The organism is Paraburkholderia sp. FW306-2-2C-D06C, from assembly GCF_058781505.1.
The window spans coordinates 1-25,777 of the sequence record NZ_JBYSWU010000075.1; the positions used below are offsets into that span (position 1 = coordinate 1).

Below are 25,777 nucleotides of genomic sequence, written 5' to 3' on the forward strand. Positions count from 1 at the left end.
AAGGCCGTCACCGATCCCGAAACACGCAAGCGCTTCCGTCATTTCGTCAACAGCGAGCAGGCCGACAGTAACGTCACTTTCGTCGAGGAACGCGGCCAGATCCGGCCCGCGACGCCGGCCGAGCGGCAAGCGAAGCTGGCCGCGATTCCTGTGGTTGTCGAGACCGTTTGATTTTTTTGCGCCATTCACCGAGGACTTCCGCCATGAACAACGATCGACTTCCGCAATCCTGGATGCCCGTGTGTGCGCTCGACGACATCGTTCCCAACACGGGCGTCTGCGCGCTCGTCAATGGCGAACAGGTGGCGGTATTTCACGTGAGCGAAGGCGGCACGAACAACCGCGTGTTCGCGATCGACAACTTCGATCCGGGTTCGCAGGCGGCGGTGCTCTCGCGCGGGCTGATCGGCAGTCTTGGTGAGCGCATCGTGGTGGCCTCGCCGATCTACAAGCATCATTTCGATCTGCGCACCGGCGAGTGCCTTGAGACACCGGCGTATTCAGTCAGCGCGTTCGCCGCGCGGGTTGAAAACGGCCAGGTGTGGGTCGCGGTCTGAGCCGCTGATTTTTCCATCTTCTTCGAACGGCTTCACGCGACATGGCGAGCAATAGCGTAAAAACCGTGTGTCCTTACTGCGGCGTTGGCTGCGGCATGGTGCTGCACGTCGAGGACGGCCAGGTCGTCAAGATTTCCGGCGACAAGGAGCATCCGGCCAACTTCGGACGGCTGTGCACGAAGGGCCAGTCGGCGCACGTCGCGTTGCGCAAGTCGGGACGGCTGGAAGGCGCGTTCGTGCGCCACGCACGCGATCAGGACCCGGCGCCGCTGCCGATGGCGCAGGCGATCAGCAACACGGCGTCGCGCTTGCGCGGCCTGCTCGACGAATACGGGCCGGACGCGCTGTCGTTCTATGTGTCAGGGCAAATGTCGATCGAGGCGCAGTACCTCGTCAACAAGCTCGCAAAGGGTTTTGTCGGCACCAGCAACATCGAATCGAATTCGCGGCTGTGCATGGCGAGCGCGGGCAGCGGCTACAAGCTCTCGCTTGGCGCGGATGGCCCGCCTGGATCGTACGACGATATCGACCACGCCGATCTGTTCTTCGTGATCGGCGCGAATATGGCCGACTGTCACCCGATTCTGTTCCTGCGGATGATGGATCGTGTGAAGGCGGGCGCGAAACTGATCGTCGTCGATCCGCGCCGCAACACCACCGCCGACAAGGCCGATCTGTTCATGCAGATCAAACCGGGCACCGACCTCGCGTTGCTCAACGGCCTGCTGCATCTGCTGCATCGGAACGGTCATACGGATGCCGAATTTATCGCCGAAGCCACCGAAGGCTGGGACGAGATGCCCGCGTTTCTCGCCGGCTACACGCCGGCCAGCGTCGCGGAGATCACGGGTCTGGCCGAAGCGGACATCCGTCAAGCGGCGGCCATGATCGGTGAAGCGCCCGAGTGGATGAGCTGCTGGACCATGGGCCTCAATCAGAGCACGCACGGCACGTGGCACACGAACGCGATCTGCAATCTGCATCTGGCCACGGGCAAGATCTGCCGCCGCGGCAGCGGACCGTTTTCGCTGACGGGCCAGCCGAATGCGATGGGCGGCCGCGAAATGGGCTACATGGGACCGGGTTTGCCGGGCCAGCGTTCGGTGCTGGTGGAAGAAGACCGTGCGTTTATCGAAGACCTGTGGGGCATTTCGAAAGGCACGCTGAAGCCCGAGGCCGGCAACGGCACGATCGACATGTTCGCGCGCATGGCCGCGGGCGAGATCAAGGCATGCTGGATCATCTGCACTAATCCGGTGGCGAGCGTCGCCAACCGCCAAAACGCGATCGCCGGATTGCAGGCGGCGGAACTGGTGATCGCCCAGGACGCCTTCCTCGACACCGAGACCAACCGTTACGCCGACGTGCTGTTGCCCGGCGCGCTGTGGGCCGAAGCCGAAGGCGTGATGATCAACTCCGAGCGCAACCTGACGCTGATGCAAAAGGGCATCGAGCCGCCGGGCGCCGCGTTGCCGGACTGGCAGATCATCGCGCGCATCGCTTGCGAAATGGGTTTCGCCGATGCGTTCAGCTACACGAGCGCCGAAGAAGTTTTCGCGGAAATCACCCGTGTGTCGAATCCGAAAACCGGCTACGACTTGCGCGGCGCGAGCCACCGCCGTCTGAAGGAAACGCCGCTGCAATGGCCGCTTGCATCAGAGGATTCTGCCGGGCGCAATCCGGTTCGCTATATCAACGACGGCATCAGCCAAACGCTGAAGGCGTTGCCCGACGGCAGCCGTCCGCGGCTCGTATTTCCGACCGCAAGCGGCAAGGCTGTGTTTTTCGCGCGCGCTTACGCGGCGCCGGCCGAATTACCCGATGCGGAATTTCCGATCGTGTTGAACACCGGGCGCGTGCAGCATCAATGGCACACGATGACCAAGACCGGCAAGGTCGCGATGCTCAACAAGCTGAACCCGGGACCGTTCGTCGAGATTCATCCCGAAGACGCCACCGCGCTCGGCATCAAGCCCAAAGACCCGGTCGAGATTCGCTCGCGACGCGGCCGTGCGGTGTTGCCGGCGGTCGTCACCGAACGGGTGAGCGCAGGCAGCTGCTTCGCGCCGATGCACTGGAACGACGTATTCGGCGACGACCTGTGCATCAACGCCGTGACGAGCGATGCAATCGATCCGGTCTCGCAGCAGCCCGAACTCAAGTTCTGCGCGGTCGCGCTGAGCCCGGTTGCGCTCGACACCATCGCGCCGACCCCATTCGACACCCATGACGAAACGCTCGCCGATGCTGCCGGCGCATCGGCAAGCGCAGCGCCGGCGAGCGCCGAGGAACTGGACATGCCCCGTATCGATGCACTCAGCAGTCTGTTGCAGCTTCCACAGACACCGCCGCCTTCGTTCAACGAGACCGAGCGTGCGTATCTGGCTGGTTTTATCAGCGGCCTGCGCTCGGCTGAAGCACGGGGTATCGGCAGCGTGCCGGTCCTGCCGCACGGCGCACCGGTCGATGCGGCGACGCGCCTCTACGTGGACGGTTTGCTCGGCGGTCTCTATAGCCGCAGCGGAGCGGGCGACGCGGCGCCTTCGTCCGCCGTACGCATCGTGCGTGCGCGGCCCAAAGTGACCTTGCTGTGGGCCTCGCAAACCGGCAATACCGAATCGCTCACCGAGCGTTACGCCACGCGTCTGATGGAGTCGGGCTTCGAGATCCGCACGTCATGCATGGCGGACTATCCGGCCTCGGCGCTCGCCAAAGCGCAATACGTGCTGCTGATGACGAGCACTTTCGGCGACGGCGATCCGCCGGATAACGCGCAAAGCTTCTGGACCCAACTGGCGAGCGAAGCCGCGCCTCGCCTCGACGGCGTGCGCTACGCCGTGCTCGCGCTCGGCGACCGCAACTACGACCAGTTCTGCGGCCACGGCCGCCACCTGGATGAACGCCTCACGGCCCAGGGCGCGCTGCGTCTGCTCGATCGCACCGACTGCGATAGCGAGTACCAGGAGATCGCCGACGCGTGGCTCGAACGGATCATCGTCCGCATCAAGGAAGAAGATGCCGCGCTGCATGCGGTGCCGCGCGACGGCATGGTCAACGCCGTGGTGCCGGGCCTCATGCCGACCAAAACGCGTCCGGCCGCATCGCGGCTGGTGAAGAACCTGCAATTGAACAAGCAGGGCACCGCCAAGGACACGCGCTACTTCTCGCTGAGCACCGGCGACTCGGGCCTCGAATACGAAGCCGGCGATGCGTTGGGCGTATGGCCGAGCAATTGCTCCGAACTGGTGGACGAATTGATCGACCTGAGCGGCCTGAGCGCGGACGCCGCCGTGAACGTCTCCGGCGCGGGCGAAATGCGCCTCGCCGACGCGCTCGGCAAGCACTACGAAATCGCCCGTCCGAACCCGGACGCGCTCGCGTTCATCGCGTCGCGCAGCCGCAACGGCGCGTTGCGCGATCTGCTGACGCCTGAGCGCAAAGCCGACCTCAAACAATGGCTATGGGGACAGCAGCTCGCCGACGTGCTGCATGAATTTCCGGTGGACCTGACGGCCGCCGAATTGACCGGCATGCTCAAGCGTTTGCAGCCGCGTCTCTATTCGATCGCATCGAGCCCGAAGGCGCATCCGGGTGAAGTCCATCTGACTGTTTCCGCGGTGCGCTATAGCAATGGCCGGCGCAATCGCAAGGGCGTCTCGTCGACGTTTCTCGCAGACCGCGCCGGCGAGGTGAACGTACCGGTGTTCGTGCAGAAGTCCGCGCACTTTCGTCCTCCTCACGCTTCTGACACGCCGATGATCATGGTCGGCCCCGGCACCGGCGTTGCACCGTTCCGCAGCTTTCTGCACGAGCGGCGTGCGCGTGGCGACAAGGGGCGCAACTGGCTGTTCTTCGGCGAGCAGCATGCGGCCACCGATTTCTACTATCGCGACGAACTCGAAGCGCTGCGCGACAGCGGTGTGCTGACCCGGCTGGATGTCGCGTTCTCGCGCGATCAGGCGGAAAAGATCTACGTGCAGGACCGCATGCGCGAGCAGGGTGCGCAACTGTGGGCATGGCTCGAAGACGGTGCACATTTCTACGTCTGCGGCGACGCCAACCGGATGGCCAGGGATGTCGACGCGGCGCTAAAGGAGGTGGTCGCCCGGCACGGCGGCATGAGCGATGACAAGGCGCTCGAGTACGTGAGCCGCCTCGCGCAGGAAAAGCGCTACGCGCGCGACGTTTATTGATTATTCGGCGCACCGAAAAAGGCACCGAAAAAGCCGCGGTTTCAGGTTTCACAGAGTAGGCAGGAAAGTTTCAAAAGACGGTTCCGGATGGCATGGACGTTGCATGACCACACCGGATTTCAACATCGCGACCATTCCGGTGCGCAGCGTGGCCGGTAAGCGAACAATCAGTACATTTGAGGATGTCTAATGAAAAACGTGATGAGCTCCCTTAAAAGCGGGGACTGGCGCGCGCTAGTGGCGTGTTTCCTCTATTTCGACACGGGCTTCACCGTCTGGGTGCTGTACGGACCGCTCGCGCCGTTCATCAGCAAGAGCATTGCGATGACGCCGGCGCAGCAGGGTTTGCTGGTCGCGGTGCCGGTGCTGTCGGCGGCGATTCTGCGCGTGACGCTCGGCAATCTGTATCAATCGGCGCATGGCAAGCGGATCGCGCTGATGGGCGTGTTGTTGTCTGCCTTGCCGACGATCGTGCTGCCGCTGTTGCCGTTCCCGCCGTCGTACACGCTGCTGCTGGTGCTCGGCGTGTTTCTCGGCGTGGGCGGTGCGAGCTTCTCGGTGGCGCTGCCGATGGCAGGCAGCAACTATCCGCCGAAAGTGCAGGGGCTGGTGCTGGGTCTGGCCGCGGCCGGCAACATCGGCGCGGTGCTGGACGGCTTCCTGTTCCCGCAGCTGGCAACCCATTTTGGCTGGCAGGTGGCGACCGGCGGCGCACTGCCGTTGCTCGCGATTGCGGCTATCACGCTGTACTTCTGGGCCAACGACTCCGGTTTGAAATCGGGCAGCGTGCTGCGCGCGTTCGGCAGTTTCGCGGTGACGCTTGCTGGTCTGATCGTGCTCGTGATGCTGATCGAAGCAGGCATGTTCGGCTCCGGCAAGAGCGGCGTACTGCTGTTGCCGGTGATCGGCGCGCTGCTGGCGATCGCGGTGCTGCCGCAGCGTTATCGTTCGGTGCTGGCCGAGCGTGACACGTGGGTCATCATGCTGGTGTACAGCATTACGTTTGGCGGCTTTGTCGGCATGTCGTCGTACGTGGCGCTGCTGCTGACCAACCTGTATCAGCTGTCGAAGATCGATGCAGGTCTGTTCATGGCGCTGCTTGCAGCGACCGGCGCGATCGTGCGGCCGCTCGGCGGGCTGATCGCCGACAAGGTGTCCGGCGTGCGCGCGCTAACGTTCCTGCTCGCCGTCATTTCGCTGGCCGACTTCGTGTTTGCCGCCGCCATGCCGTCGCTTACCGGCGGGATCGCGCTGCTGTTGTTGCTGTACGTGGCGTTCGGTCTGGGCAATGGCGCGACGTTCCAACTGGTGCCGCATCGCTGGGCGGGGCGCACCGGGCTGATGTCGGGCATCGTGGGCGCGGCGGGCGGCATCGGCGGGTTCTATCTGCCGGTCGTGATGGGCATCGCGAAGGAAAGCACGGGCAGCTATCAGATGGGCTTTGCGACCTTCGGCGCGCTGGCCGCTTGTGCGTTCCTTGCGATCGTGGCGTTGCGCCGTCCGTGGATGGCGTGGTCGATGCAGACCAGCGCGATTCACGTGCACGCAACGGAGTAAGGCAAACCTCGATATCCGCGCTGTGCGACTGCTTTCACAGGTCGCCCGGCGCGCGACCGGGGGCTAATCGAATCATAAGAACAAACATGAGCATCACGAGAGAACCGGTTCAAGTGCCGTCGTCCGAAGCGGACGTCTCCAGCGAGGTATTGAGCTCGTTGATCAACACGGCCGGGCGTCAACGCATGCTTTCCCAGCGTATCGTGCTGAAGGCGATGCTGGCGTTCCAGCAGTTCGACGGCGCGCTCGCCGTTGCACGCGATACGTTGCGCACGTTCGCGGACAGCCACGAGATGCTCGTAGAAGGCCGCGACGGTTTGCCCGGACTTTTTTCGCCGGCGATCCGCGACGCTTTTCACGGCAGAGACAATGTCGCGAAGAAGATCGCGGACTTTATCGCGCTGGCGTCAATGGCGCTCGAGGCGATCGAGCGCTCGTCACCGCGCGCGGATGAGGCGTTGAGGGCGTTAATCGAAACGGTCGATCCGTTGCTGACACATCTGCATGGCGTGACTGCCGTGTATGAACAGGAAAGCCGGCGGATTGCGCGGGCGCAGAAAAAAGGCCAGCAGGATCTGATCGACCGGATCAAGGCGATTGCGAAGGAAGCGCATATCGTGTCGTTCAACGGTCAGATCGTGGCGAGCCGCGCGAATGTGACCGGCCGCGAGTTCGCGGTGGTGGCCGGTGTGATGACCTCCATCACGCGTGAACTGGAAGCCGTGGTGGGTGCGTTCGTCACGAAGACTTCGGGGGGGTGAAGCCGTAGTGCGGCATTGTTGACTGCGTGATTGGCTATTTTGCCCTACGTTCCGGTCCGGGTGCGAGGTCGCGATTTCGCTGCCGGTGAGACGGGAGTCGCGACCGGAATGGGCTCGAACAGCGCTACGAGGTCATCGGCCGAGAACTTGACGGCGCCGGCGGTATCCTCGGACAGGATGCTGTCTGCCAGCAGGGCCTTTTTTTCCTGCAGGGCGACGATCTTTTCCTCGATACTGCCGGCGGCGATCAGCTTGTAGACGAACACCGGTTTGTCCTGACCGAGACGATGCGCGCGGTCGGCGGCCTGATTTTCCGCGGCGGGGTTCCACCACGGATCGTAGTGGATCACGGTGTCGGCCGCGGTCAGGTTCAGACCGACGCCGCCGGCCTTCAGGCTGATCAGGAAGAGGGGCACTTCGCCCTGCTGGAAGCGCTGCACGGGCGTCACGCGATCGGTAGTGTCACCGGTGAGGATGACGTACGGGATGGCGGCCTTCTCCAGTGCGTCGGCGATCAGCGCCAGCATGCCGGTGAACTGCGAGAACAGCAGCACGCGGCGGCCTTCATCGATCAGTTCCGGCAGCATGGCGAGCAGCAGGTCGAGTTTGGCTGATTCCTTGACGCGGGAGGCTTTCTCCAGTTTGACAAGGCGTGGATCACAACAGACCTGCCGCAGCTTGAGCAACGCTTCGAGCACGATGATGTGACTGCGCGCGAGTCCTTGGGCGGTGACGGCGGCCCGGACTTTTTCGTGCATCGCAGCGCGCACCGTTTCGTACAGGTCGCGCTGCGCGCCTTCGAGGTCGACGGTGCGTACGATCGTGGTCTTCGGCGGGAGTTCTTTCGCGACCTCGTCCTTGCGCCGGCGCAGCATGAAGGGGCGGATGCGGCGCGCGAGCAGATCACGCCGCACGGTGTCGCCGCCTTTCTCGATCGGGGTGCGCCAGCGCTTCGTAAAATCTTTCTGACTGCCGAGGAATCCCGGCAGCAGGAAATCGAATTGCGACCACAACTCGCCGAGGTGATTCTCGAGCGGCGTGCCGGTGAGACACAGGCGATGTCGCGCGCGCAGTTCGCGGATGGTCGCCGCCGCTTTGGTGGTGGCGTTCTTGACGTACTGCGCCTCGTCGAGGATCAGCAGGTGATAGTCATGCTGTGCAAGGACTTCCTGGTCGCGCCACAGCAACGCGTAAGTCGTCAGGATGAGATCGTGGTCCCCGATCTGGTCGAAGCGGTCCCTGCGTTCAGGTCCATTCAGATCCAGCACCTTCAGGTCGGGCGCGAAGCGCTGCGCTTCCTCGCGCCAGTTGTGCACCAGCGTGGTTGGCACGACGATCAGCGCGGGCCGGTCAAGGCGGCCGGCTTCCTTCTCCGCCAGCACATGGGCGAGCGTCTGCACGGTTTTACCGAGTCCCATGTCGTCGGCCAGCACACCCGAGAGGTTGTGTTCGCGCAGGAACTGCATCCAGCTCAGCCCCTGATGCTGGTACACACGTAGCTCGGCCTGCAATCCATCTGGCACACGCGCCTCGGTCAAACCGGGGGCAGCCTGCAGGCGTTGCGCCAGTTGGCGGATCGACGTGTCGCCATGGAATTGCCAGCGGCCCGTATTGTTCAACGCATCGAGCCGGCCCGCGTCCAGTTCTGAAATACGCAGGGAGCCGTCGCCGACCGTATCGAACAGGTCAACCAGCACACGTACGACCGGCTTGAGCCGACCGGCGCGCAGACGCAGGCGTTCACCCCGGTCAGTCTTGAGTTCGATCGGTTCGTCATCACGAATAGTTTCGAGTGCGCCAGCAAGCCAGCGCCGGTCGCGCCGGAACAGCTCGGCCAGCAACGGCTCGAGGCGCACCGTGCGATTGTCGACCGTGATGCCCATCTCGACATTGAACCAGCCGTCGCCCGCCTGATGTAACGTGCCGTCGATCGCAGCGATCTCGATCACGTTGAAACGAAACGCATCGGCCATGACCACGTGCCAGCCCTTTTGACGAAGGGAGGGCAACGTCCCCTGCATGAAATCAGGCCAGCCATCAGCGTTTTTCAGACCCAGCATGGCAGCCGGGAACGGAAGCGGGCCAGATGCACGATTCGCTGGAATCCTGACGAGCCCGGCCCGGCTCATCTCGCCCAGTCGCAGTCTTTCTGTTTCGGCGTTGCGCCTGAGCTGGACGACTTCTCCACGCGCGGTTCTGTGCAACGTCGCGCCGTCATTCGCATCAAGTCTGACTCCGTCATAGTCGAAGCTGACGGTCGCGAAATCCAGCACGCCTGTCTGCAATCGTGGTGCCCAGCCGGACGTATAGGTGGGCAGCGTGTTGAGCGACAGCACCGGCACGGGTTCGGTATCGATCACGCGGACTGCGGACGCATCGTGCGCGGGCGGCAACGGTAGCTCCGGCGCGATCTCGCGCAGCACGGCGCCGACCAGCGGTGCCTCAGCGAGCGAAATGGGCGGCATCGACAGGTAATCGGCGAGATCCAGCGTTGACCACGGCAATTCCACCGCCCCGGCTTCTCCCGAATCTGCATCGACGTACCAGAGTGGTTCGGTAGCAAACACCATCGTGGCGGGCGGATCAGTCCGCAGGACGGGCCGCAGACGCTCATCGGGCTGCGGCTCCCACTCGACCTGCCCGCGACGCGCTGGCCCGGGGCGCAACGCGGCAGGCGTGATGTTCGCGACGGGCGCGGCAAAAGCGCGACCGGTATCGACCAGCTTTTGCAGGACCGCAGCACCCGTCCCGCCGCGCAGTACAAAACGCCCGTAATCCTCGCTAGTACGGCCGAGCCACAGTCCGCGCAGGATCGCCAGATCCTCCTCGGCCACAAATTTCGGCGGCTTGACGAGCGCGGCCTCCACATTGCTCCACGAGTCGTCGATGGCCCGGATTGCGCCGTCGATACTCCGGCGCGCCTTGTAGAGCTGGACTTCGGGGTGCCGGTGATACGTCCATGAAAGCACGTAGGCGAGCGCATGTGTGGATCTGGCATCGGTTGATTTTTTGCCGGCGGGGCGAGCGGCCGTGCGCCGCGTGCGGAAACCTTCGAGCCAGCTGACCAGTTCGGGGCGCACACCGGGTTGCGGCTCCGGCATGTTTTCGAGGTTTGCGACGAGCAGCGCGGCCACGTGTTTGCAGTCGACGCCGACCGGACACGTACATTCGCCTTCAACCCACATGTCGCGCTGATCGTCGATATCGTGAAAATACGCCCTCACGTCATACGGACGGGTCCGCGTGCCTTGCACCTGGCCACTCAGGGTGTCGGCGCTTCGCCAGCGCACCTCGGAGACAGCGTGGGCGTACTCACGTGCTTTGGCTACCGTATGGGAACCTAACCAATCCGTGATTTGCTTGCGATTGTAGAAGACGGACATTGCTGATGGATTCGGGTTGACGACGCGAGGGGCATTTTACGCGGGGCGGTTGCCGGACGGCACATTGGTTTCCTGCGCGGACGGCACGTGAGTTGTCTGTGCATGGCGGCGATCATCCTCGGCATGCAGATAGATGCCGGTCGTCTCGATCGATGCATGCCGCAGGTTTCTCTGGATGAAGCGCAGATCGGTGCCGGCATCGGCCTGATGCGACGCCGCACTATGGCGCAGCCAGTGGGTCGACGCGGGATGAAGTGTTGCTGCGCCGACCGGATCGCTGGGCTCGAGCGCATCAGCCGCGCGTCGGAATATTCATTGGCAATTTTTCCGGGGCCTTGCCAGCCGACACGCGCTATATGCAGTGACCTGCAATCGACGCAATTTCTGCCCAGCATTAACTGCAACTGACGGTGGGCGCGAACCCGGATTATCTGTAACTGAGCCTGCATTCAACCGCTCCGACCTGCATTCCATGATCGCGGGCGGCCGTACCGGGCGAGCGAGATGAGGTGCGCGAGATCGTGGGCGCGGCCTATATCTACGCTGCGCCCACGCGCCGAGTTGAAGCGACAAATCGAGCGCGAGATCGCAGCCGGGGTGTTTTGCTTATTTGTATTCGTCAATCTCGATGACGCCACCGAGGGATTCCATCATCGACCGTATGTCGTCCGGCACATCAGGCACGCGGTCGCCGGTCTCATTGTCCCAGTAACAGAAGAAACGCATCTCTGCGCCGGCGCGCTCAACCAATTCACGGAGATCCGATCGAGGAAGCGCAAGATGCTCGACCAGGTATCGCAGATGTGGCTCAAGCAGGTCACTGCGAACGGCCGATTTGCTTCGCACACCCCATACACCTGTCTGTCTTGCCAAAATCCGACCTTGGCCGGTAGGGTCGACGATTGGGTCCCCCTTGGTGATTGCTACGTCCGGTGCAACATTGAAATATCTCGTCCAGAAATCCGGCGACACAAGATCGCCGGATACTGTGAAGGACGCGTGCGCAAGCTGATGAGAATTCATATCGGCTCTGTCGTTAATAGTTGTGCATGTTATCTATTAGCTTTCCATTGAAATGGACGTCTCCGTTGTCATGCCAGATAACGTTGTCGTCCCCTCGTAGCTTATTTTCAAACTTCATCGCATGAGTCATGTCGCCGAAAGTGTCGCGATCATACCCAAGCATCTTGGCTGCGTAGTTGGGATTGTTCGTTGACGCCGCCAATTTTTCTACGTCGCCGCGTACGGCATCCGGCGTGTACTCGAACGGCTGCGCATCGCCCAGCAGCGTCGAGACGTCCGTTGTATCGGGCACGCTGGCCACTGACGCAGACAACGCCTTGCGCGCGGCTTCGGACTCATCCAGACGCTGCACCGTCGCGTTGTACCAATCGATGTAGTCCCACGCTGCCTCGGCCGACAATCCCATCTTTTCCATCACCTGCTCGTGAAACGTCTTTTTGCGAGCGGGCGCGCTGACTCCGACGCTACCACCGCTGCAGCGCGGCTCTTCCGGAATGACAACGATGCTGCAGCCGTGCACCATGTCGTGCAGCGTCTGCACGACATCGAGGTCAGAGCCAGACTTCGCCAGACGGTCGTGCCAGTGGAAGTTTTCACCAAGGAACTGACGCACGCGTTGCACCAGCCCGGCATCTTTCGCCCACACATCGGCATAGGCCGACGCCGTGAATTTCTTTCCCGCGTCAGCCGCCTTGCGCCGTTCGTCGTCGAGCTTGAAGGTCATGTATCGTTCGTCGCTGCGATACAGCATGTAGCGGTGCCACGAGTCTGTTTTCAATTCTGTCGCCATTCACTGTCCGTCCAGAAAACGATCGTTTGATGGATGCCGGTCAACTGAGAACCCGATATCACGGGGAGCATTGCAAAATGCATCCAGCAACAGCTTTAATCACCAACGGCGGCGAGTTTGCCGATCGCCTGGGTTTCGCCGTGGTCGTGACCGGCATCAAGACCACCGGCGTCTTTCGTTGCGATTCGCCGCGCGTGATCGACCTGGCTGCTCGCCACGCTTTTCGAGTAGGCAAAGCATGAGCATAATTGAATTTCGCCGACTGGCAGCGAAGATCGATCAGCACATGCAACAGCTTTCTACCCAAGACGTCAGCGATGCACCTGCCATCATCAATTGTATGATGGGATACGTGCCCGATTTGCACAGGATCTGAGTCGGAACATCCGACGATCAACTCATTGCACTGTCCAACGAATTCCCCGGGTTTTACCGCTACGCCGTCATCATGGAAGAGGCGTTCGAAGCTGAACGCAACAAGGCATCGCGGCCCTATGACGGCATGGCGCAGCTTCCCGAACAGCACAAGCAACTGGCGACTCAATTGCTGACAACGGCGGCAACACTTGAGCGCGGCTATCAGGCGTTTCCTGGAAGCGGCAACCTGCAAGCCTTTCAGCCTCAAGTCGACGAGATGGACAAGCTGCATCGGCAATGGCTTTCCGATCTGGAAAGCTTCAAAAGCGCTCTACGTGCGCTGGGCGCCGAACCCAGAGCATTGGAGTATGTGAATGAAGCGTTCGGACGCCTTGCCGAGCGTATCGAGAAACTTGCAGGTTGAAGATAGAGTTGGGGGGACGGAATTTTCTGGGGTTCCGGCTTAGAACCCAATTCGCTGCCCACTGTGACGTCGTCATGCAGCGAGCGCGAGCCGCCGCGCGACGCGTCTTCGCGCTTGACGGCGAACAGATGCGTTTCACGCTGATCCGGATCGCCGCACAGTGAATATTGGCGCGTGACGCCCGAGGGTCCGGTCACGTCGATATGCGCGCCGGGCTCGTACTGGTCGAAGGGGTTGCCGTCCAGACGCGGCATCGCGCTCGGATCGCGCATGCAGATCAGCGGCTGACGCGTTGCCCAGCTGTCGGTCAGTTGGCAGACGGAAAGAGCGTGCAGGTGCGGCAAATATCTACCGGATCCTCAATACATTGATATATTTACAAATCGAGCGCAGATAGATTTACGATATCTGTGAAATAGCGATTATTCGTGTACAGGCGCTCCTTGCTGCCCTGATCAACAATTTCGCCTTGATGGAAAACAAATATTCTGTCAGCAAAGCTCATGGTGCTGGCGCGATGACTAACCATAATAATCGTTTTTTCGCCAAAAACCTCCATGATGTTCTCAATCACGGTTCGCTCGGTTAGCACATCCAGAGAGGATGTGCCTTCATCGACGATTAAAATTTCAGGTTTTCTCAGAAAAACCCTGGCAAGCGAAATCCGCTGCTTCTGCCCCCCAGAGAGCGTTGCGCCACGATCGCCAAGCGTGGCATCCAGTCCACCTGGTAACTGATCCAGAAAGCTTGCCAGCCCCGCCTTTCCGAGTGCTCCATTGACTTCTTCATCAGATGCATCAGGGTTTGCAACAAGCATATTAAAGCGCAACGTATCCTTGAAGATCAACGCATCCTGCGCCACCAATCCAACGATCGAACACAGTGACGCCTGCGTGACGTCTATAATATTTTTTCCGAAGATTTTCACGCACCCAGAATCAGGCCGATACTGCCCGGTTAATATTTTAATGAGGGAACTTTTCCCCGCTCCACTTTCACCCGTCCAGACGATTTTCTGTCCAGCCTCGATGTCCATGGAAACCGCTTTGAGTGCCGCGGTATTCTGGCCAGGGTAGGAGAGACTGATATTGTGGATTTCAATGATGGGAGAACATCGATTCAATACGTCAACCTTCTTGTCAAGCGGGCTTGCGATCTTGATTTTTCGAACAAAGCCAGACAACGTAAACAAAGACTGATTCATTTCGCTGAACACATTGCCAAGACTCTCTATGGGTGCCGTCAGCATGATGATATATGATGCGACCATGACAAAGTGTCCGAGCGAAACGTGTCCGTCCAGAACGCCGCGCAGGACCCAGAGAAACGAGAAAGAAAAAAGCCCAACGAACAGAACTGCATTGACAGCGAGCATCGTAATATTCGTGCCCCAGTAACGTAGTTGCACTTTCCTGTCTGCATCCAGGACGTTTCTATATCGAGACGCGAGATAGGCATGCGTCCCATATTGCCGAATGACAGACAGATTCACGATCGAATCCACTAGCGTAGAGTAGGACCTCCGCCCGGCCTCCATAACGTCATTTTTGAGTGCAGTCAGTTTTTTTGTCTGCAATACGTTATTTAAAATGAAAAGCAGCGCGTAAACCAAGAATGCTAGTGCGATGATGCTGCTCCCGGAATGCACTAATACAAAAAACGCAGAACACAGCTGTATCAGCGGAGACGTAACATTAAACACAAAATTTCTTATAACAAGATAAAAATCATTGTTTGCCTGATTGATTTCATGGCTCAGCTCACCTGAGTTTCTGTGTGAGAAGAAGCTTGCATCTTGCCGGTAGAGATAGAGAAAATACTTCGTCGAAAGGAGGGTGACAACACCTATCCTCAACATGCTCTGGAGGTACATCGATATGGTGCTGGAGAGTCGATTGATGCCAATGCATGCAAGGTAGGCAACTGTCAAGGCAAGCATACTGATCGGAAACGCCGCTTTTATCGTCGGCAACGCTACAAGTTGATCGGTCAGCGCAGAGAGTATGACCGGTGAAATCGCGGTCAGTACAGACGATGCCACTGTGACGATAATCACGTACGCAAATCGGATTTTTTCACGTGCATCGAGTTCATCCCGCATGAACCTAAAGAGCTCCAGCCATTTCTTCATGATTTATCTGCAACTCCACCCGAGTCTGACATTTCGTCATTTAAGATATTTTGAATACCCACCAACAAAGCTTTCAAGCTTGTACAAATTCAAGATATTTTTTATATCCATTGAAAGGGATAGCATTCCGCTGCGCTCAATGCTACTCGTTAGAGTGTCCGCATTGATCTTCAGGTTGCGCGCGACTCTTCCGGAGCAGACTGATGAAATGTCGAAATAGTTTTTGTCCAAGTATGAAAACCACTCTTGCATGCATGGCTGGACTGCCGGCACACTTGGCAGACGGGTGGTAGCGATGACCGATGCAAGAACGATGAATGCACAAATGCCGGCGAGAATTTTGAGACTTTTTATGACAATTGCTTGCCTATGGTTGCTTGCGAGTGGCGTGCTTGCTTCGGCGGGCTGGCTCACGCGAACGCGGCCGGCAGATGTTGCGGTGGTGTTGGGAAACACGGTGCATCGCACTGGTAGCCCGTCGCCGCGTTTGGCGGCAAGGCTGGATAGAGCTTACCAGTGCTACGAACAGCGGCTATGCGGAATCATCTAACTGAGCGTTTGAGAACTGACGTGGCGGACAACGAACGGAGGGCTTTATCGTGTGGTCGGGCGTTCTGGAGACGATAGGGGCTTTAGCGGTTCCGGCGAGCCTGGCGGTGCAGATTTCAACGTGGCGCGAGCCGCTCGGGCAGAGCGTAACGTTGCATCGTGCGCTCCATGCCGTCGAGAAATGCCTGCTCGGCCGCATTCATTTTGCGCGAACGAAGCCACAGCAGGTCGATATCGACGTCGACTAGACCTTCTTCCGGCGGCAGGCGCCACAGGCGCTGCTGCGCAAGATCGTCCCGCACGATGTGCTCGGGCAGGCAGCCGATGCCATAACCGGCGAAGATCAGCCGCCGCACTTCATCGAGGCTCGGCGAGGCTGCCACGATGCGCCCGGTGAAACCGCGTTGATCGCGGAACACGGTGAGCGGCGACAGACTGTCGCCGATCTGGTCGCTGGTAAACGATACGAAATTCTCCGCGAGCAACTGATCGACCGACAGCGCGTGTCGCCCGAACAGCCGATGATGGCGCCCGCAATAAAGCGCATAGCGTTGGCGCAGAAAGCAGCGTTGTTCCAGTTTGTCAACGGGTGTGCGGCACAGGCCGAGACCGGCGGTGGCGGTCTTCTGCAGGAGCGACGAGATGATGTCCGACGAGCGCATCACCTCGATCTGCAAGTCGACACGCGGATAGGTCTTGTGGAATTCGGCGAGGAATTCGTCGTAGACGCCCGAATCGATCCGGCTCACCGTCAGCAGGCGGATCGAACCGGTGATGTCGTCGCTGCGGTCGTCGAGCTCGGTTTCGAGGCGCGACATATGGCCGTAAATATCGCTGGCGATCCGGTAGACCTCCTCGCCGGCGCGGGTCGGTTCGAAGTGCGGCCCGCGCCGTTGGATCAGCGTGCGCTCGAGCGTGTCTTCCAGCCGCTTGAGCGCCTGGCTGACCGCCGGCTGCGTCAGGTGCAAGCGGGCCGCGGCGCGGCTGACGCTGCGCTCCTGCATGATGACGAGGAAGGTGCGCAGCAGATTCCAGTCGAGCCGGTCGTTCAGAAAACGCGTGACGTCCGCGCGCAGTTGCGTCATGAAATCACCTTAGATATTAGCGATATTTATAGTCGAGATAATAATCCGAAATTTGACTAATGCTTAATGGCTGGCGATAAAACCCCTCACCGGATGCCCCGATTTCCGGAAATCGCGACTGAGGAGCCGCCATGACTGCTTCATCCACCGCCACCCGTCAGCCCGTGCGAGCGGCAAGCGCCGCGTTCATCGGCACGATGATCGAGTGGTACGACTTTTACATTTATGCGACCGCTGCCGCGCTGGTGTTCGGCGAGTTGTACTTTCCATCGCACGACCCGTTCGTCAGCACGATGGCGTCGTTTGCGACGTTCGCAGTCGGTTTCTTCGCGCGGCCGCTCGGCGGCGTGATCTTCGGCCACCTCGGCGACCGCCTCGGCCGCAAGAAAGCGCTAATGACCACGTTGATGATGATGGGCGTGGCGACTGTGTGCGTCGGCTTGCTGCCGGCTTATACCAAGGTCGGCATGCTCGCGCCGGTGCTGCTGGTGTTGCTGCGCGTGGTGCAGGGCGTGGCGGTGGGCGGCGAATGGGGCGGGGCGGTGCTGATGGCCGGCGAACATGCGCCGCAAGGGCGGCGTACTTTCTTCGCGTCGTTCGCGCAACTCGGCAGCCCGGCTGGGCTGATCCTCTCGCTGATCGCGTTTCGCGCGGTGACGTCGATGCCGCACGACGACTTCATTTCGTATGGCTGGCGCCTGCCGTTTCTGGCGAGCGCGGTGCTGCTCGCGGTCGGCATCTTCATTCGCCTCGGCGTGAACGAGTCGCCGGAATTCGAGCGCGAGAAAGCGGCGCGGCGTACCGTCGAGCTGCCGATCGCCGAAGTGTTCCGTTCGTCCGGCGCGCTGGTGGCGTTCTGCATCGGTGCGAACACGATCGGGATCGCGGGCGTGTACTTCACCAATACCTTCATGATCTCGTACACGACGCAATACGTCGGCGTGTCGAAGTCGCTGATTCTCGATTGCCTGTTCGCGGTCGCGATCATCCAGTTCCTGTCGCAGCCGCTGGCCGCGTGGCTCGCTGAAAGGCTCGGTGGCGCGCGTTTCCTGAAGCTCGCCGCGCTGGGCGCGATGCTCTCGCCGTATCCGATGTTCACACTGGTGCAAAGCGGTCATCGCATGTCGATGATCGCCGGTATCGCGATCGCCGTGGTGTGTATGGCGAGCTTCTATTCGGTGATCGCGGGTTTTGTCAGCGGCGTGTTTCCGGTGCGTGTGCGCTATTCCGCGATTTCGCTTTCGTACCAGGTGTGCGGCGCGCTTGCCGGCGGCCTGACGCCGCTTGCGGGCACGTGGCTCGCGCACAAGTTCATCGGGCAATGGTGGCCGCTTGCGGTGTTTTACACTTGCCTTGCAGGTATTTCGCTGCTTTGCATCGTCGCGCTGGATGCGCTCAAACACCGTCGCGCGGATGCACCTGAGGCACCCGAGGCACTGCCTGCACGCTGATTGAAAGGAACCGGAACATGCAGACGTTTTTTCATCCCGCACAGTTGAAGCACCATCCGCGCAGTTATTTGTCGCGTGGCCAGATGCGCACGCCGCAGGAAGTGCCGGAGCGTGCGTTGCGGCTTGTCGAAGCCGCCCGAACGCTCGGCTTCGACGTGCGCGAACCGGCGGATTTCGGCACGGCGCCGCTCGCTGAAGTGCACGGGATGAACTATCTGCGCTTCCTCGAAGAAGCGCATCGCGAATGGAAAAAGGTCCCCGCGGAATGGGGCGACGAAGTGATGTCGAACGTGTATATCCGCGAGAACAATCCGCTGCGCGGCATCCTCGCGCAAGCCGCGCGCTATCTCGCCGACGGCAGTTGCCCGGTCGGCGCGCATACCTACGAATCCGCGTACTGGTCCGCGCAAAGCGCGCTCGCCGGCGCGCACGCGATCCTCGACGGCGCAGGCGAAGCGTACGCATTGTGCCGGCCGCCCGGCCATCATGCGCGCGCAGAGGCGGCCGGCGGTTTCTGCTATCTGAACAATGCTGCTGTGGCGGCGCAGGCGTTGCGGCGCAAATACGGACGCGTCGCGATACTGGACACCGACATGCATCACGGCCAGGGCATTCAGGAGATTTTCTACGGCCGCGACGACGTGCTGTATGTGTCGATCCACGGCGACCCGACCAATTTCTATCCAGTGGTGGCGGGCTTCGAAGACGAACGCGGCGTTGGGCAAGGCGAGGGCTACAACGTCAATCTGCCGATGCCGCACGGCTCATCGGAAGAAGTGTTTTTCGAGCAACTGGATACGGCGCTGCGCGTGGTGGCGCGTTTTCAGCCTGACGCGCTGGTGATTGCGCTTGGCTTCGACATCTACAAAGACGATCCGCAATCGATGGTGGCCGTCACAACCGAAGGCTTCGGCAAGCTCGGCGGCAAGCTCGGTGCGTTGAAGCTGCCCACGCTCATCGTGCAGGAAGGCGGATATCACGTCGAGACGCTCGACGCGAACGCGCAAGCGTTCTTCGGCGGCTTGACGTCCAGCCGGTAAAGAAGCTGGCGTGAAGGGGATAGCGACACGGGCAGGGGGCGCCGCAACCCACTCGCCCCATAACCCATTCACCGCTTCAAACAAAATCCGATTGTTCGCCTGACCCGACGTAACTATTCGTTCTGAGCCGCTTTATCCCACCGGCTTACCTGCCTACAGTGTCTGCTGTGACAGCGCCGCTGCATCTGCTGCTTCATCGAAGCCAGCCCCGCGAATCTTCGCGGCAGCGCGTCGGCGCAAACCCCACCTCAAAGGAGACGATCATGAGCAAACTCGCAGGTAAAGTCGCGGTTGTGACAGGCGCATCGAAAGGTATCGGCGCTGCTATCGCCAAGGCCCTCGCGGCGCAAGGCGCGTCGGTGGTGGTCAACTATGCGTCCAGCAAGGCCGGCGCGGACGCGGTGGTCGACGCCATCGCCGCGGCGGGCGGCAAGGCGGTTGCCGTGGCGGGCGATGTGTCGAAAGCCGCGGACGCGCAAGGCATCATCGATGCAGCGGTCGAAACGTATGGCCGCCTCGACATCCTCGTCAACAATTCCGGCGTGTACGAGTTCGCGCCGATCGAAGCCATCACCGAAGAGCACTTCCATAGACACTTCAATGTGAACGTGCTGGGTCTGCTGCTGGTCACGCAGGCGGCGGCGAAACATCTCGGCGAAGGCGGCAGCATCATCAACATCGGCTCGCTGGTCAGCCGCATCACGCCGGCGGGCAGCGCGGTCTATACCGGCACGAAGGCCGCGGTGGACGGCATCACCGGCGTGCTAGCCCGTGAACTCGGACCGCGGAAGATTCGCGTCAACTCGGTGAATCCGGGCATGGTTGCAACAGAAGGCACGCATAGCGCAGGCTTTGTCGGTTCCGACTTCGAGACGTGGGCGGTCAGCCAGACTCCGCTCGGCCGTATCGGGCAGCCTGACGATATCGCGGGCGTCGCCGTATTTCTCGCCTCGGACGACGCGCGCTGGATAACCGGCGAGAGCCTGCTCGCCGGCGGCGGAGCGCGTTAAGCAGTTTTGTGCGGAGGCGTTTGTTTGCCTCTGGCAAGGCGGCGCCGATAGGCGCGTTTGTCGAGACTCGAGTGGTTCGGGGCGCCAGTCTGTGAGTATCGGCACCAGTTCGCCTCGTTCGATGGCGGGGCGCACCATGAAATCCAGCATATGGACGATGCCGGGGACCGGTTAGCGCGGTTGCGAAGTGAGCATGACTTTCGCTTACCAGAACGCCGGTCGGAAGAGGGCGGCGCGATCGATATCGTTCGCTGGCGCCGCCCACGCCACCCTCAACTCGCAATCAGCTTCAATCCCGCGGGCAACGACTCGCCGAACACACGACCTTCGTCCGCGTTATCGAGCTCCACCGTTTCGCCGACCATGGTGATCCACGCGCGCGGCGCGTTGGCCGCTTCGAGCCTGCGCACGACCGTGTTGCGCAACGCCTCGGACAGATCGCGCGAACGGTCGCCGGTCATGCGGGCGATCTGCACGGCGGCAAACGCGGCGGGGTCGACCTTCTTCCAGTCGAGCGCGAGGATCGCGTTCAGCCATTGCGCAGCCACTTCGGGCGGCACGACGCTATGCGCGCTGCCGTAGAACGGCCGCCGTGCACCGATGCGGCCGACCGCCCACCAGCTCTGATGGTTTTCAGTGGGTTTCTTCAAGCGCGCCAGCACGGACTCGCCGAGTTCGATCTTGCGCGCGACGGGAATGCGTTCGAGCGACGCGCTCAAGCGGAGCATATCCGTGAAGCCCGTTTTCGACACATCGAACGGCAGCTTGTGACGCGATTGAGCGGCCTTTTGCAGATACGCCATCGCGTCGAGCACGCGCAGCTGCGCGCTCTCGTCGAGGCCGCCCGCCGCGCGGCGCCACAGCGTCCACCATTCCGACCAGACCTGGCTCTCGTTCACGTACTGAATGCCGTCGTCGAAGAGCGACCAGAGTTGCTCGACGCGCCATTCGTCGAGCGGGTAGCCGAAACCCGGCCGCACGCAGTAGCCGGCGAGATTCAGCCACAGGCGCTCGTGATCCGCCGAACGCCGCCGGCGGCGCGCGCGTTCCCACAGCGCGCCGAACAGTTCGCGCAGCAGCGCGCTGTTCCAGCTTTCGCGCGGTCCGAGCAGTTGTTCGAGTTGCGCGCGCAGCCGTTTCACTTCCTTCGGGCCGACGTCCTGCGAGCGCGCGCCGAAGGTGCGGTCGATCTGTTCGATCGCTTCACCGAGCGCCGCATGCGGAGTCTGTGCGGGATCGGCTGACAACCGCACCTGCGCGTCGTCACGGCGCAGCTGGAATTCGAGCAGCCAGCGCTGCGCGGGGTTGTCGATCTCGATGCAGTGCACGTCCAGCGTGCCGACTTCAGTCAGCGACGTAGCGATCTGCACCGGCGTTTCGCGCGCGTTGCTGTTTCCGCGCGGCTGGACGATCGTCGCGATCGGCGGCAGACGAACGAAGTCGCCGCCCGCGAGATCGGCGAGTTCGCCTGGCCGATATTCCGTATCCGCGATCGATGAGACCAGGTGGAAACGCACCGGATGCCCGAGGCGCAGCGCAAAGGTGCGGTCCTCGATCAGAATCTCGTGGCCTTCTTCCGTGCCGCGCGGCAGCAGGCAGATGCCTCGCGGCGACGCTTCATCGTTCTGCTCGCCACCATCCTTGCCATTGCCTGCGCCGGTTTCGTCGAGCACGAGAAAGTAGCTGCGTGGCGAGCCGCCGCCGATTTTCGGCGCCTGACCGGCGCGGGCGAGGGCAAAAGCCACCGCGCCACGAGCGACGGCCACATCGGGATTGTCGTTATGCAGGACGTTGAGGGGCTCGCCGCGCCAGTCGCCCAGAGTGCTGGCGAGACGTTGCGTCAACGCTTCGGCACGGAACACGCCGCCGTTCAGCAACAGCGTGTCGGGCACCGGCAAAGGGCCGTCGTCCGTCGCGTCATGCTCGCTATTGCCGGTAAAAGACAGACCCAGCGCTTTGCGCGACTGCGCGGCGAAGCGGCTCAGGAACGCCGCGATATGCCGCGTGATTGCCGCATCGGTGGCATAGGGCAGGCCGAACTCGACGATCGCGCCGCGCGGACGCCCCGGCCGTTCGTTTGGCGCCACCGCCGGAAAAAAACCGTCGACGATGATCTGCTCGACCTCGGCGCGCGTCACCTGCGCGGTACGCGCGCCGCCGATCAGCTTCGCCCCGGCGCCGAGCAGCGTAATGGAAGCCGAATCGGGCGCTTCCCGGCCGAGCAGTTGCTCTTTCGCCCCGCGGCACCGCTCGACCAGTTGCGACAGGCTGGCCGCCGATAAACGCGTGCGCTCGCTGCCGGCGTGAGGCAAGCGCGCCTCGACGAGATGCGCGAGCGCGAGATCCATATTGTCGCCGCCGAGCATCAGATGGTTGCCCACGCCAATGCGCGTCAATTCAGGCTCGCCGTCGCGCGCTTGCACGTTTCGCACTTCGATCAGCGTGAGGTCGGTGGTGCCGCCGCCGACGTCGCAGATCAACACGAGCCGGGTGTCCGCCAGTTCCTTCGACAGGTTCTCGCGATGATGAAACAGCCAGTCGTAGAACGCCGCCTGCGGCTCTTCCAGCAACCGCAACGCGGGCAGGCCGGCGAGCCGCGCCGCTTCCACCGTCAGCGCTCGCGCGCCTTCGTCGAAAGAAGCGGGCACGGTGAGCACGACGTCCTGATCTTCGAGCCGGGCATCCGGAAAGCGCTGATTCCAGGCCGCGCGCACGTGCGCCAGATAGCTCGCGCTGGCTTCGACCGGCGAGACCTTGCGGACCTCGGCGGCGGCGCCCCACGGCAGGATCGGCGCGATCCGGTCGACCGACGCGTGCGACAGCCAGCTCTTCGCGCTCGCCACCAGCCGGCCCGGCACCTGGCCGCCGAGCGTGCGCGCGAGCCGGCCGACCACGACCGGCTGCTCTTCCGTGCCGGTACGGTCCGGCGCGTTCGCCGCGCCGCTCGCCGCGCTTGCCGCCTTGGCGTCGCTCCACGGCAATTGCAGATCGCCCGCGCTCAGCTCGCCCGGCGCCGCGTGATACCGCACCGACGGCAGCAACGGGCGCGCGGCGACCTCGCCGGGACTCACCAGCTGATCGATCTCGAAGACGCGAATGTCCGCGCTGCCCACCTCGGCATAGGCAAGCACCGTGTTGCTCGTGCCGAGATCAATCCCGACGCTGTAGCGCTTCATCGCGGTCATGCATTGGCGTTGCCGCGCACGTCGAACTCGACTTTCCAGCGCTCGTCCGTGCCGCGCGGCACGGCTTCCAGTTCGAGCGTGCCGGCTTCGGTGACACGCGCATGCAGTTTCACCGGCACGACTTCACCGGCGGTACGGCCGGCGGCCGGCAGCGACGCCTCTATCTCCTCCAGTTCCTGCAACTCCTCGGGCCCCCAGAAGTCGAGCAGCGTGCCGACCTGATCCTGGCGGCGCACCGATGAACCGAAGAAGCGGAAATGCACCGGCTCGCCGACCACGAGGCCGAATTCCTGGGCCGGCAACTCGGCTTCGGTGCCTTCTTCCATGCCGAACGGCGCGACGCACAGCGCCTGGATGGGCGGCTCGAGGCCGGGCACGGCGGGCATCGCCGATTCGATCGCGATGTAGTACGCGCGCGCCGTGCCGCCGCGAATGCGCACGCCCTTGCCACGCCGCACATAGCCGTAATACGCGGCGCCGCGCGCGACGGCGAGATCGAGATCCGCGCCTTCGAGCAGGCGCGCCGGCGCCGCGCCTTCAGCCGCGAGCCAGCCGTTGAGCGTGCCGAGGATGCGCTCCACCAGCAACGGCGACTTGAACACGCCGCCGTTGAACAGCACCGCGGTGGGATGCAGGAAGCTCGCGCCTTCCGCCGTACCGCCGGCGCCCATCTCGCGCAAGCCTTCGAGTTCGGCCAACGCGCCCACCTGGCGGCCGAGGAACGCCGCGAGATGCCGCGTAATGCCGGCGTCCTGCGCATACGGCAGGCCGAGTTGCGTCAGACCCGCACGCGTACGGCTTACCGGACGCGCCGCGCTGTCCACTTGCGGGAAGAAGCCTTCGAGGATCGTCTGGGTCAACTCGGCGCGCGTCAGCTCCGTGCGGATCGAACCGCCGATCAGCTTCGAACCGCGGCTCGGCACGACGAGCGGCACGGTGTCGGTCGCCGGATCGCTGAGCAGCGTTTCCTTGGCGGCGCGGCACGCGTAGGTGAGGGCGCGCAGTTGCCACGCGTCGGCCTGGGTGCCAAGCGCTGCGAGCTTGCGCGCGACCACGTGAGCGAGCGCGAGATCCATGTTGTCGCCGCCGAGCAGAATGTGTTCGCCGACCGCGACGCGATGCAGTTCGAGGTTGCCTTCGCGCTCGATCACGGCGATCAGCGAGAGGTCGGTGGTGCCGCCGCCGACGTCCGCCACCAGGATGATGTCGCCGACTTTGACCTGCTTGCGCCACTGCCCGCCGCTCTTCTGAATCCAGCTATACAAGGCGGCCTGCGGTTCTTCGAGCAGCGTCATGCGGCCGTAGCCGGCGGCCTCGGCGGCTTCGGCGGTCAGTTCGCGCGCGGCCGGATCGAACGACGCTGGGATCGTCACCGTGATGTCCTGCTGGCTGAACGGCGCGTCGGGATGCGCGTGGTCCCACGCTTCGCGCAGATGCGTCAGGTAACGCACCGAGCTTTCGAGCGGCGACACGCGCGCGACTTCAGGCGGCGCGTCGTTGGGCAGAATCGCCGCGCGCCGGTCGACGCCCGGATGACACAGCCAGCTTTTCGCGCTCGAGACGAGCCGGATCGGCGTGGCCGCGCCGCGGCTGCGCGCGAACTCGCCGACCGCGAATTCGCGCTGGCCGGTCCACGGCAGGTAAAGGTCGCCCGAGGCCAGTTCGTCCGGATGCGGCAGGTAGAGAAACGAGGGCAGCAGGTCGAGGTTGTCGATCGCGCCCGGTCCGGTGAGTTGCGCGATTGGCAGGACGCCCTGGTTGGTCTTCTCGCCGTCGCTGGCGTTGCAGTCGACATAGGACAGCGCGCAGTGCGTGGTGCCCAGGTCGATGCCGATCGAATAACGTGCGTCGAGTGTGTCGCGTGTGTCGCTCATAGTTCCACCTCGGCCGGCGCGATCACGCGGGCGTTGTGGCTGTCCGTCAGCTTCGGCAGACGCACTTCGTCGACGCGCCAGCCGCGGTGGCTGATGCTGCCGTTGAACGGCGCCTTGCCGACGACGTTGCCGGTCAGACGGATGGCGGTGGCGTCGAAGCCAACGGCCAGCGTCACGCGGCTGCCTTCGGCTTCGTCGCGCACCGGGCGGATCGTGAAATGCTCGCGCAGCGTCGCGCGACAGCCGTCGTGCACGAGGCGGGCGGCGGCGCCGATGTCGGCGTCGCTAAAGCCCTTGATGTCTTCTTCGACGAAATCGATGAAGCGCGCGTCGCGTTGCAGCAGGCCGAGCAGCTGGAGCGCGGCGTCCGGGCTCGCTTCTTTCAGCGTGGGGGCGGGCTGCGGAGC

At 62.4% G+C, this 25,777-nt stretch carries 18 protein-coding genes and 2 pseudogenes; 9 read left to right on the forward strand and 11 right to left on the reverse strand.

Features of this window, described 5'->3' with window-relative positions; translation table 11 throughout:
* Positions 1-203 precede the first annotated feature (203 nt).
* The 4 genes from nirD (at position 204) to AC3WLT_RS34480 (ending at position 7,068) form a co-directional block, all read left to right on the forward strand.
* Positions 204-557: a nitrite reductase small subunit NirD gene (gene nirD, locus AC3WLT_RS34465; RefSeq protein ID WP_492596073.1), complete on the forward strand. Its 354-nt coding sequence runs from the start codon at positions 204-206 to the stop codon at positions 555-557.
* 41 nt (positions 558-598) lie between these two features.
* Positions 599-4,750, forward strand: a complete 4,152-nt coding sequence (locus tag AC3WLT_RS34470; RefSeq protein ID WP_492596074.1) for a bifunctional nitrate reductase/sulfite reductase flavoprotein subunit alpha — start codon at positions 599-601, stop codon at positions 4,748-4,750.
* Between the two features lie 189 nt (positions 4,751-4,939).
* The gene (locus tag AC3WLT_RS34475) at positions 4,940-6,307 is read left to right on the forward strand and encodes an MFS transporter (protein ID WP_492596075.1); all 1,368 of its coding nucleotides are present in this window, start codon (positions 4,940-4,942) and stop codon (positions 6,305-6,307) included.
* A gap of 86 nt (positions 6,308-6,393) precedes the next feature.
* Positions 6,394-7,068 carry a type IV pili methyl-accepting chemotaxis transducer N-terminal domain-containing protein gene (locus AC3WLT_RS34480; RefSeq protein ID WP_492596076.1) on the forward strand — a complete coding sequence of 225 codons (675 nt, stop codon included), beginning with the start codon at positions 6,394-6,396 and terminating at the stop codon, positions 7,066-7,068.
* A 44-nt stretch (positions 7,069-7,112) separates the two neighbouring features.
* Here AC3WLT_RS34480 and AC3WLT_RS34485 read toward each other — a convergent pair whose 3' ends face one another.
* The 4 genes and pseudogenes from AC3WLT_RS34485 to AC3WLT_RS34500 form a co-directional block, all read right to left on the reverse strand.
* Positions 7,113-10,451, reverse strand: coding sequence for a DEAD/DEAH box helicase (locus tag AC3WLT_RS34485; RefSeq protein WP_492596077.1), 3,339 nt, complete (start codon positions 10,449-10,451; stop codon positions 7,113-7,115).
* A gap of 36 nt (positions 10,452-10,487) precedes the next feature.
* Positions 10,488-10,763 (reverse strand): annotated as a pseudogene (locus AC3WLT_RS34490) (tyrosine-type recombinase/integrase); the annotation flags it as partial.
* A 294-nt stretch (positions 10,764-11,057) separates the two neighbouring features.
* Complete coding sequence (locus AC3WLT_RS34495) at positions 11,058-11,474, reverse strand: DUF4279 domain-containing protein (RefSeq protein ID WP_492596078.1); 417 nt, start codon at positions 11,472-11,474, stop codon at positions 11,058-11,060.
* Positions 11,475-11,487: 13 nt separating this feature from the next.
* Entirely contained in the window at positions 11,488-12,264 is a 777-nt protein-coding gene (locus AC3WLT_RS34500) for a hypothetical protein (RefSeq protein ID WP_492596079.1), read from the reverse strand.
* 29 nt (positions 12,265-12,293) lie between these two features.
* On the opposite strand from AC3WLT_RS34500, the gene AC3WLT_RS34505 reads away from it, so the two are divergent.
* Positions 12,294-12,506 (forward strand): putative type II toxin-antitoxin system PemK/MazF family toxin, encoded by a 213-nt coding sequence (locus tag AC3WLT_RS34505; RefSeq protein ID WP_492596080.1) that lies wholly within the window; start codon positions 12,294-12,296, stop codon positions 12,504-12,506.
* Positions 12,507-12,712: 206 nt separating this feature from the next.
* Positions 12,713-13,045, forward strand: coding sequence for a transposase (locus tag AC3WLT_RS34510; protein WP_492596090.1), 333 nt, complete (start codon positions 12,713-12,715; stop codon positions 13,043-13,045).
* 47 nt (positions 13,046-13,092) lie between these two features.
* Here the strand turns inward: AC3WLT_RS34510 and AC3WLT_RS34515 are convergent.
* The 4 genes and pseudogenes from AC3WLT_RS34515 to AC3WLT_RS34530 form a co-directional block, all read right to left on the reverse strand.
* Positions 13,093-13,293 (reverse strand): annotated as a pseudogene (locus AC3WLT_RS34515) (oxidoreductase); the annotation flags it as partial.
* Between the two features lie 128 nt (positions 13,294-13,421).
* Positions 13,422-15,176 (reverse strand): ABC transporter ATP-binding protein, encoded by a 1,755-nt coding sequence (locus tag AC3WLT_RS34520; RefSeq protein ID WP_492596081.1) that lies wholly within the window; start codon positions 15,174-15,176, stop codon positions 13,422-13,424.
* 36 nt (positions 15,177-15,212) lie between these two features.
* On the reverse strand, positions 15,213-15,632 hold the full coding sequence (locus tag AC3WLT_RS34525; RefSeq protein ID WP_492596082.1) for a hypothetical protein: 420 nt from the start codon (positions 15,630-15,632) through the stop codon (positions 15,213-15,215).
* 209 nt (positions 15,633-15,841) lie between these two features.
* Positions 15,842-16,801 carry a LysR family transcriptional regulator gene (locus tag AC3WLT_RS34530; protein ID WP_492596089.1) on the reverse strand — a complete coding sequence of 320 codons (960 nt, stop codon included), beginning with the start codon at positions 16,799-16,801 and terminating at the stop codon, positions 15,842-15,844.
* A gap of 140 nt (positions 16,802-16,941) precedes the next feature.
* Between AC3WLT_RS34530 and AC3WLT_RS34535 the strand changes: the two genes are divergently transcribed.
* The 3 genes from AC3WLT_RS34535 (at position 16,942) to AC3WLT_RS34545 (ending at position 20,311) form a co-directional block, all read left to right on the forward strand.
* The gene (locus AC3WLT_RS34535; protein WP_492596083.1) at positions 16,942-18,261 is read left to right on the forward strand and encodes an MFS transporter; all 1,320 of its coding nucleotides are present in this window, start codon (positions 16,942-16,944) and stop codon (positions 18,259-18,261) included.
* 17 nt (positions 18,262-18,278) lie between these two features.
* Positions 18,279-19,301: a histone deacetylase family protein gene (locus AC3WLT_RS34540; RefSeq protein ID WP_492596084.1), complete on the forward strand. Its 1,023-nt coding sequence runs from the start codon at positions 18,279-18,281 to the stop codon at positions 19,299-19,301.
* Positions 19,302-19,564: 263 nt separating this feature from the next.
* Complete coding sequence (locus tag AC3WLT_RS34545) at positions 19,565-20,311, forward strand: glucose 1-dehydrogenase (protein WP_492596085.1); 747 nt, start codon at positions 19,565-19,567, stop codon at positions 20,309-20,311.
* Between the two features lie 272 nt (positions 20,312-20,583).
* Here the strand turns inward: AC3WLT_RS34545 and AC3WLT_RS34550 are convergent, their stop codons facing one another.
* From AC3WLT_RS34550 to AC3WLT_RS34560, 3 genes are all read right to left on the reverse strand, one after another.
* Complete coding sequence (locus AC3WLT_RS34550; protein WP_492596086.1) at positions 20,584-23,496, reverse strand: Hsp70 family protein; 2,913 nt, start codon at positions 23,494-23,496, stop codon at positions 20,584-20,586.
* Positions 23,493-25,370 (reverse strand): Hsp70 family protein, encoded by a 1,878-nt coding sequence (locus AC3WLT_RS34555; RefSeq protein WP_492596087.1) that lies wholly within the window; start codon positions 25,368-25,370, stop codon positions 23,493-23,495. Before AC3WLT_RS34555 ends, AC3WLT_RS34550 begins: the two co-directional genes overlap by 4 nt.
* A partial coding sequence (locus tag AC3WLT_RS34560) for a DUF2760 domain-containing protein (RefSeq protein WP_492596088.1) occupies positions 25,367-25,777 on the reverse strand: 411 nt, incomplete at its 5' end. The genes AC3WLT_RS34555 and AC3WLT_RS34560, both read right to left, overlap by 4 nt.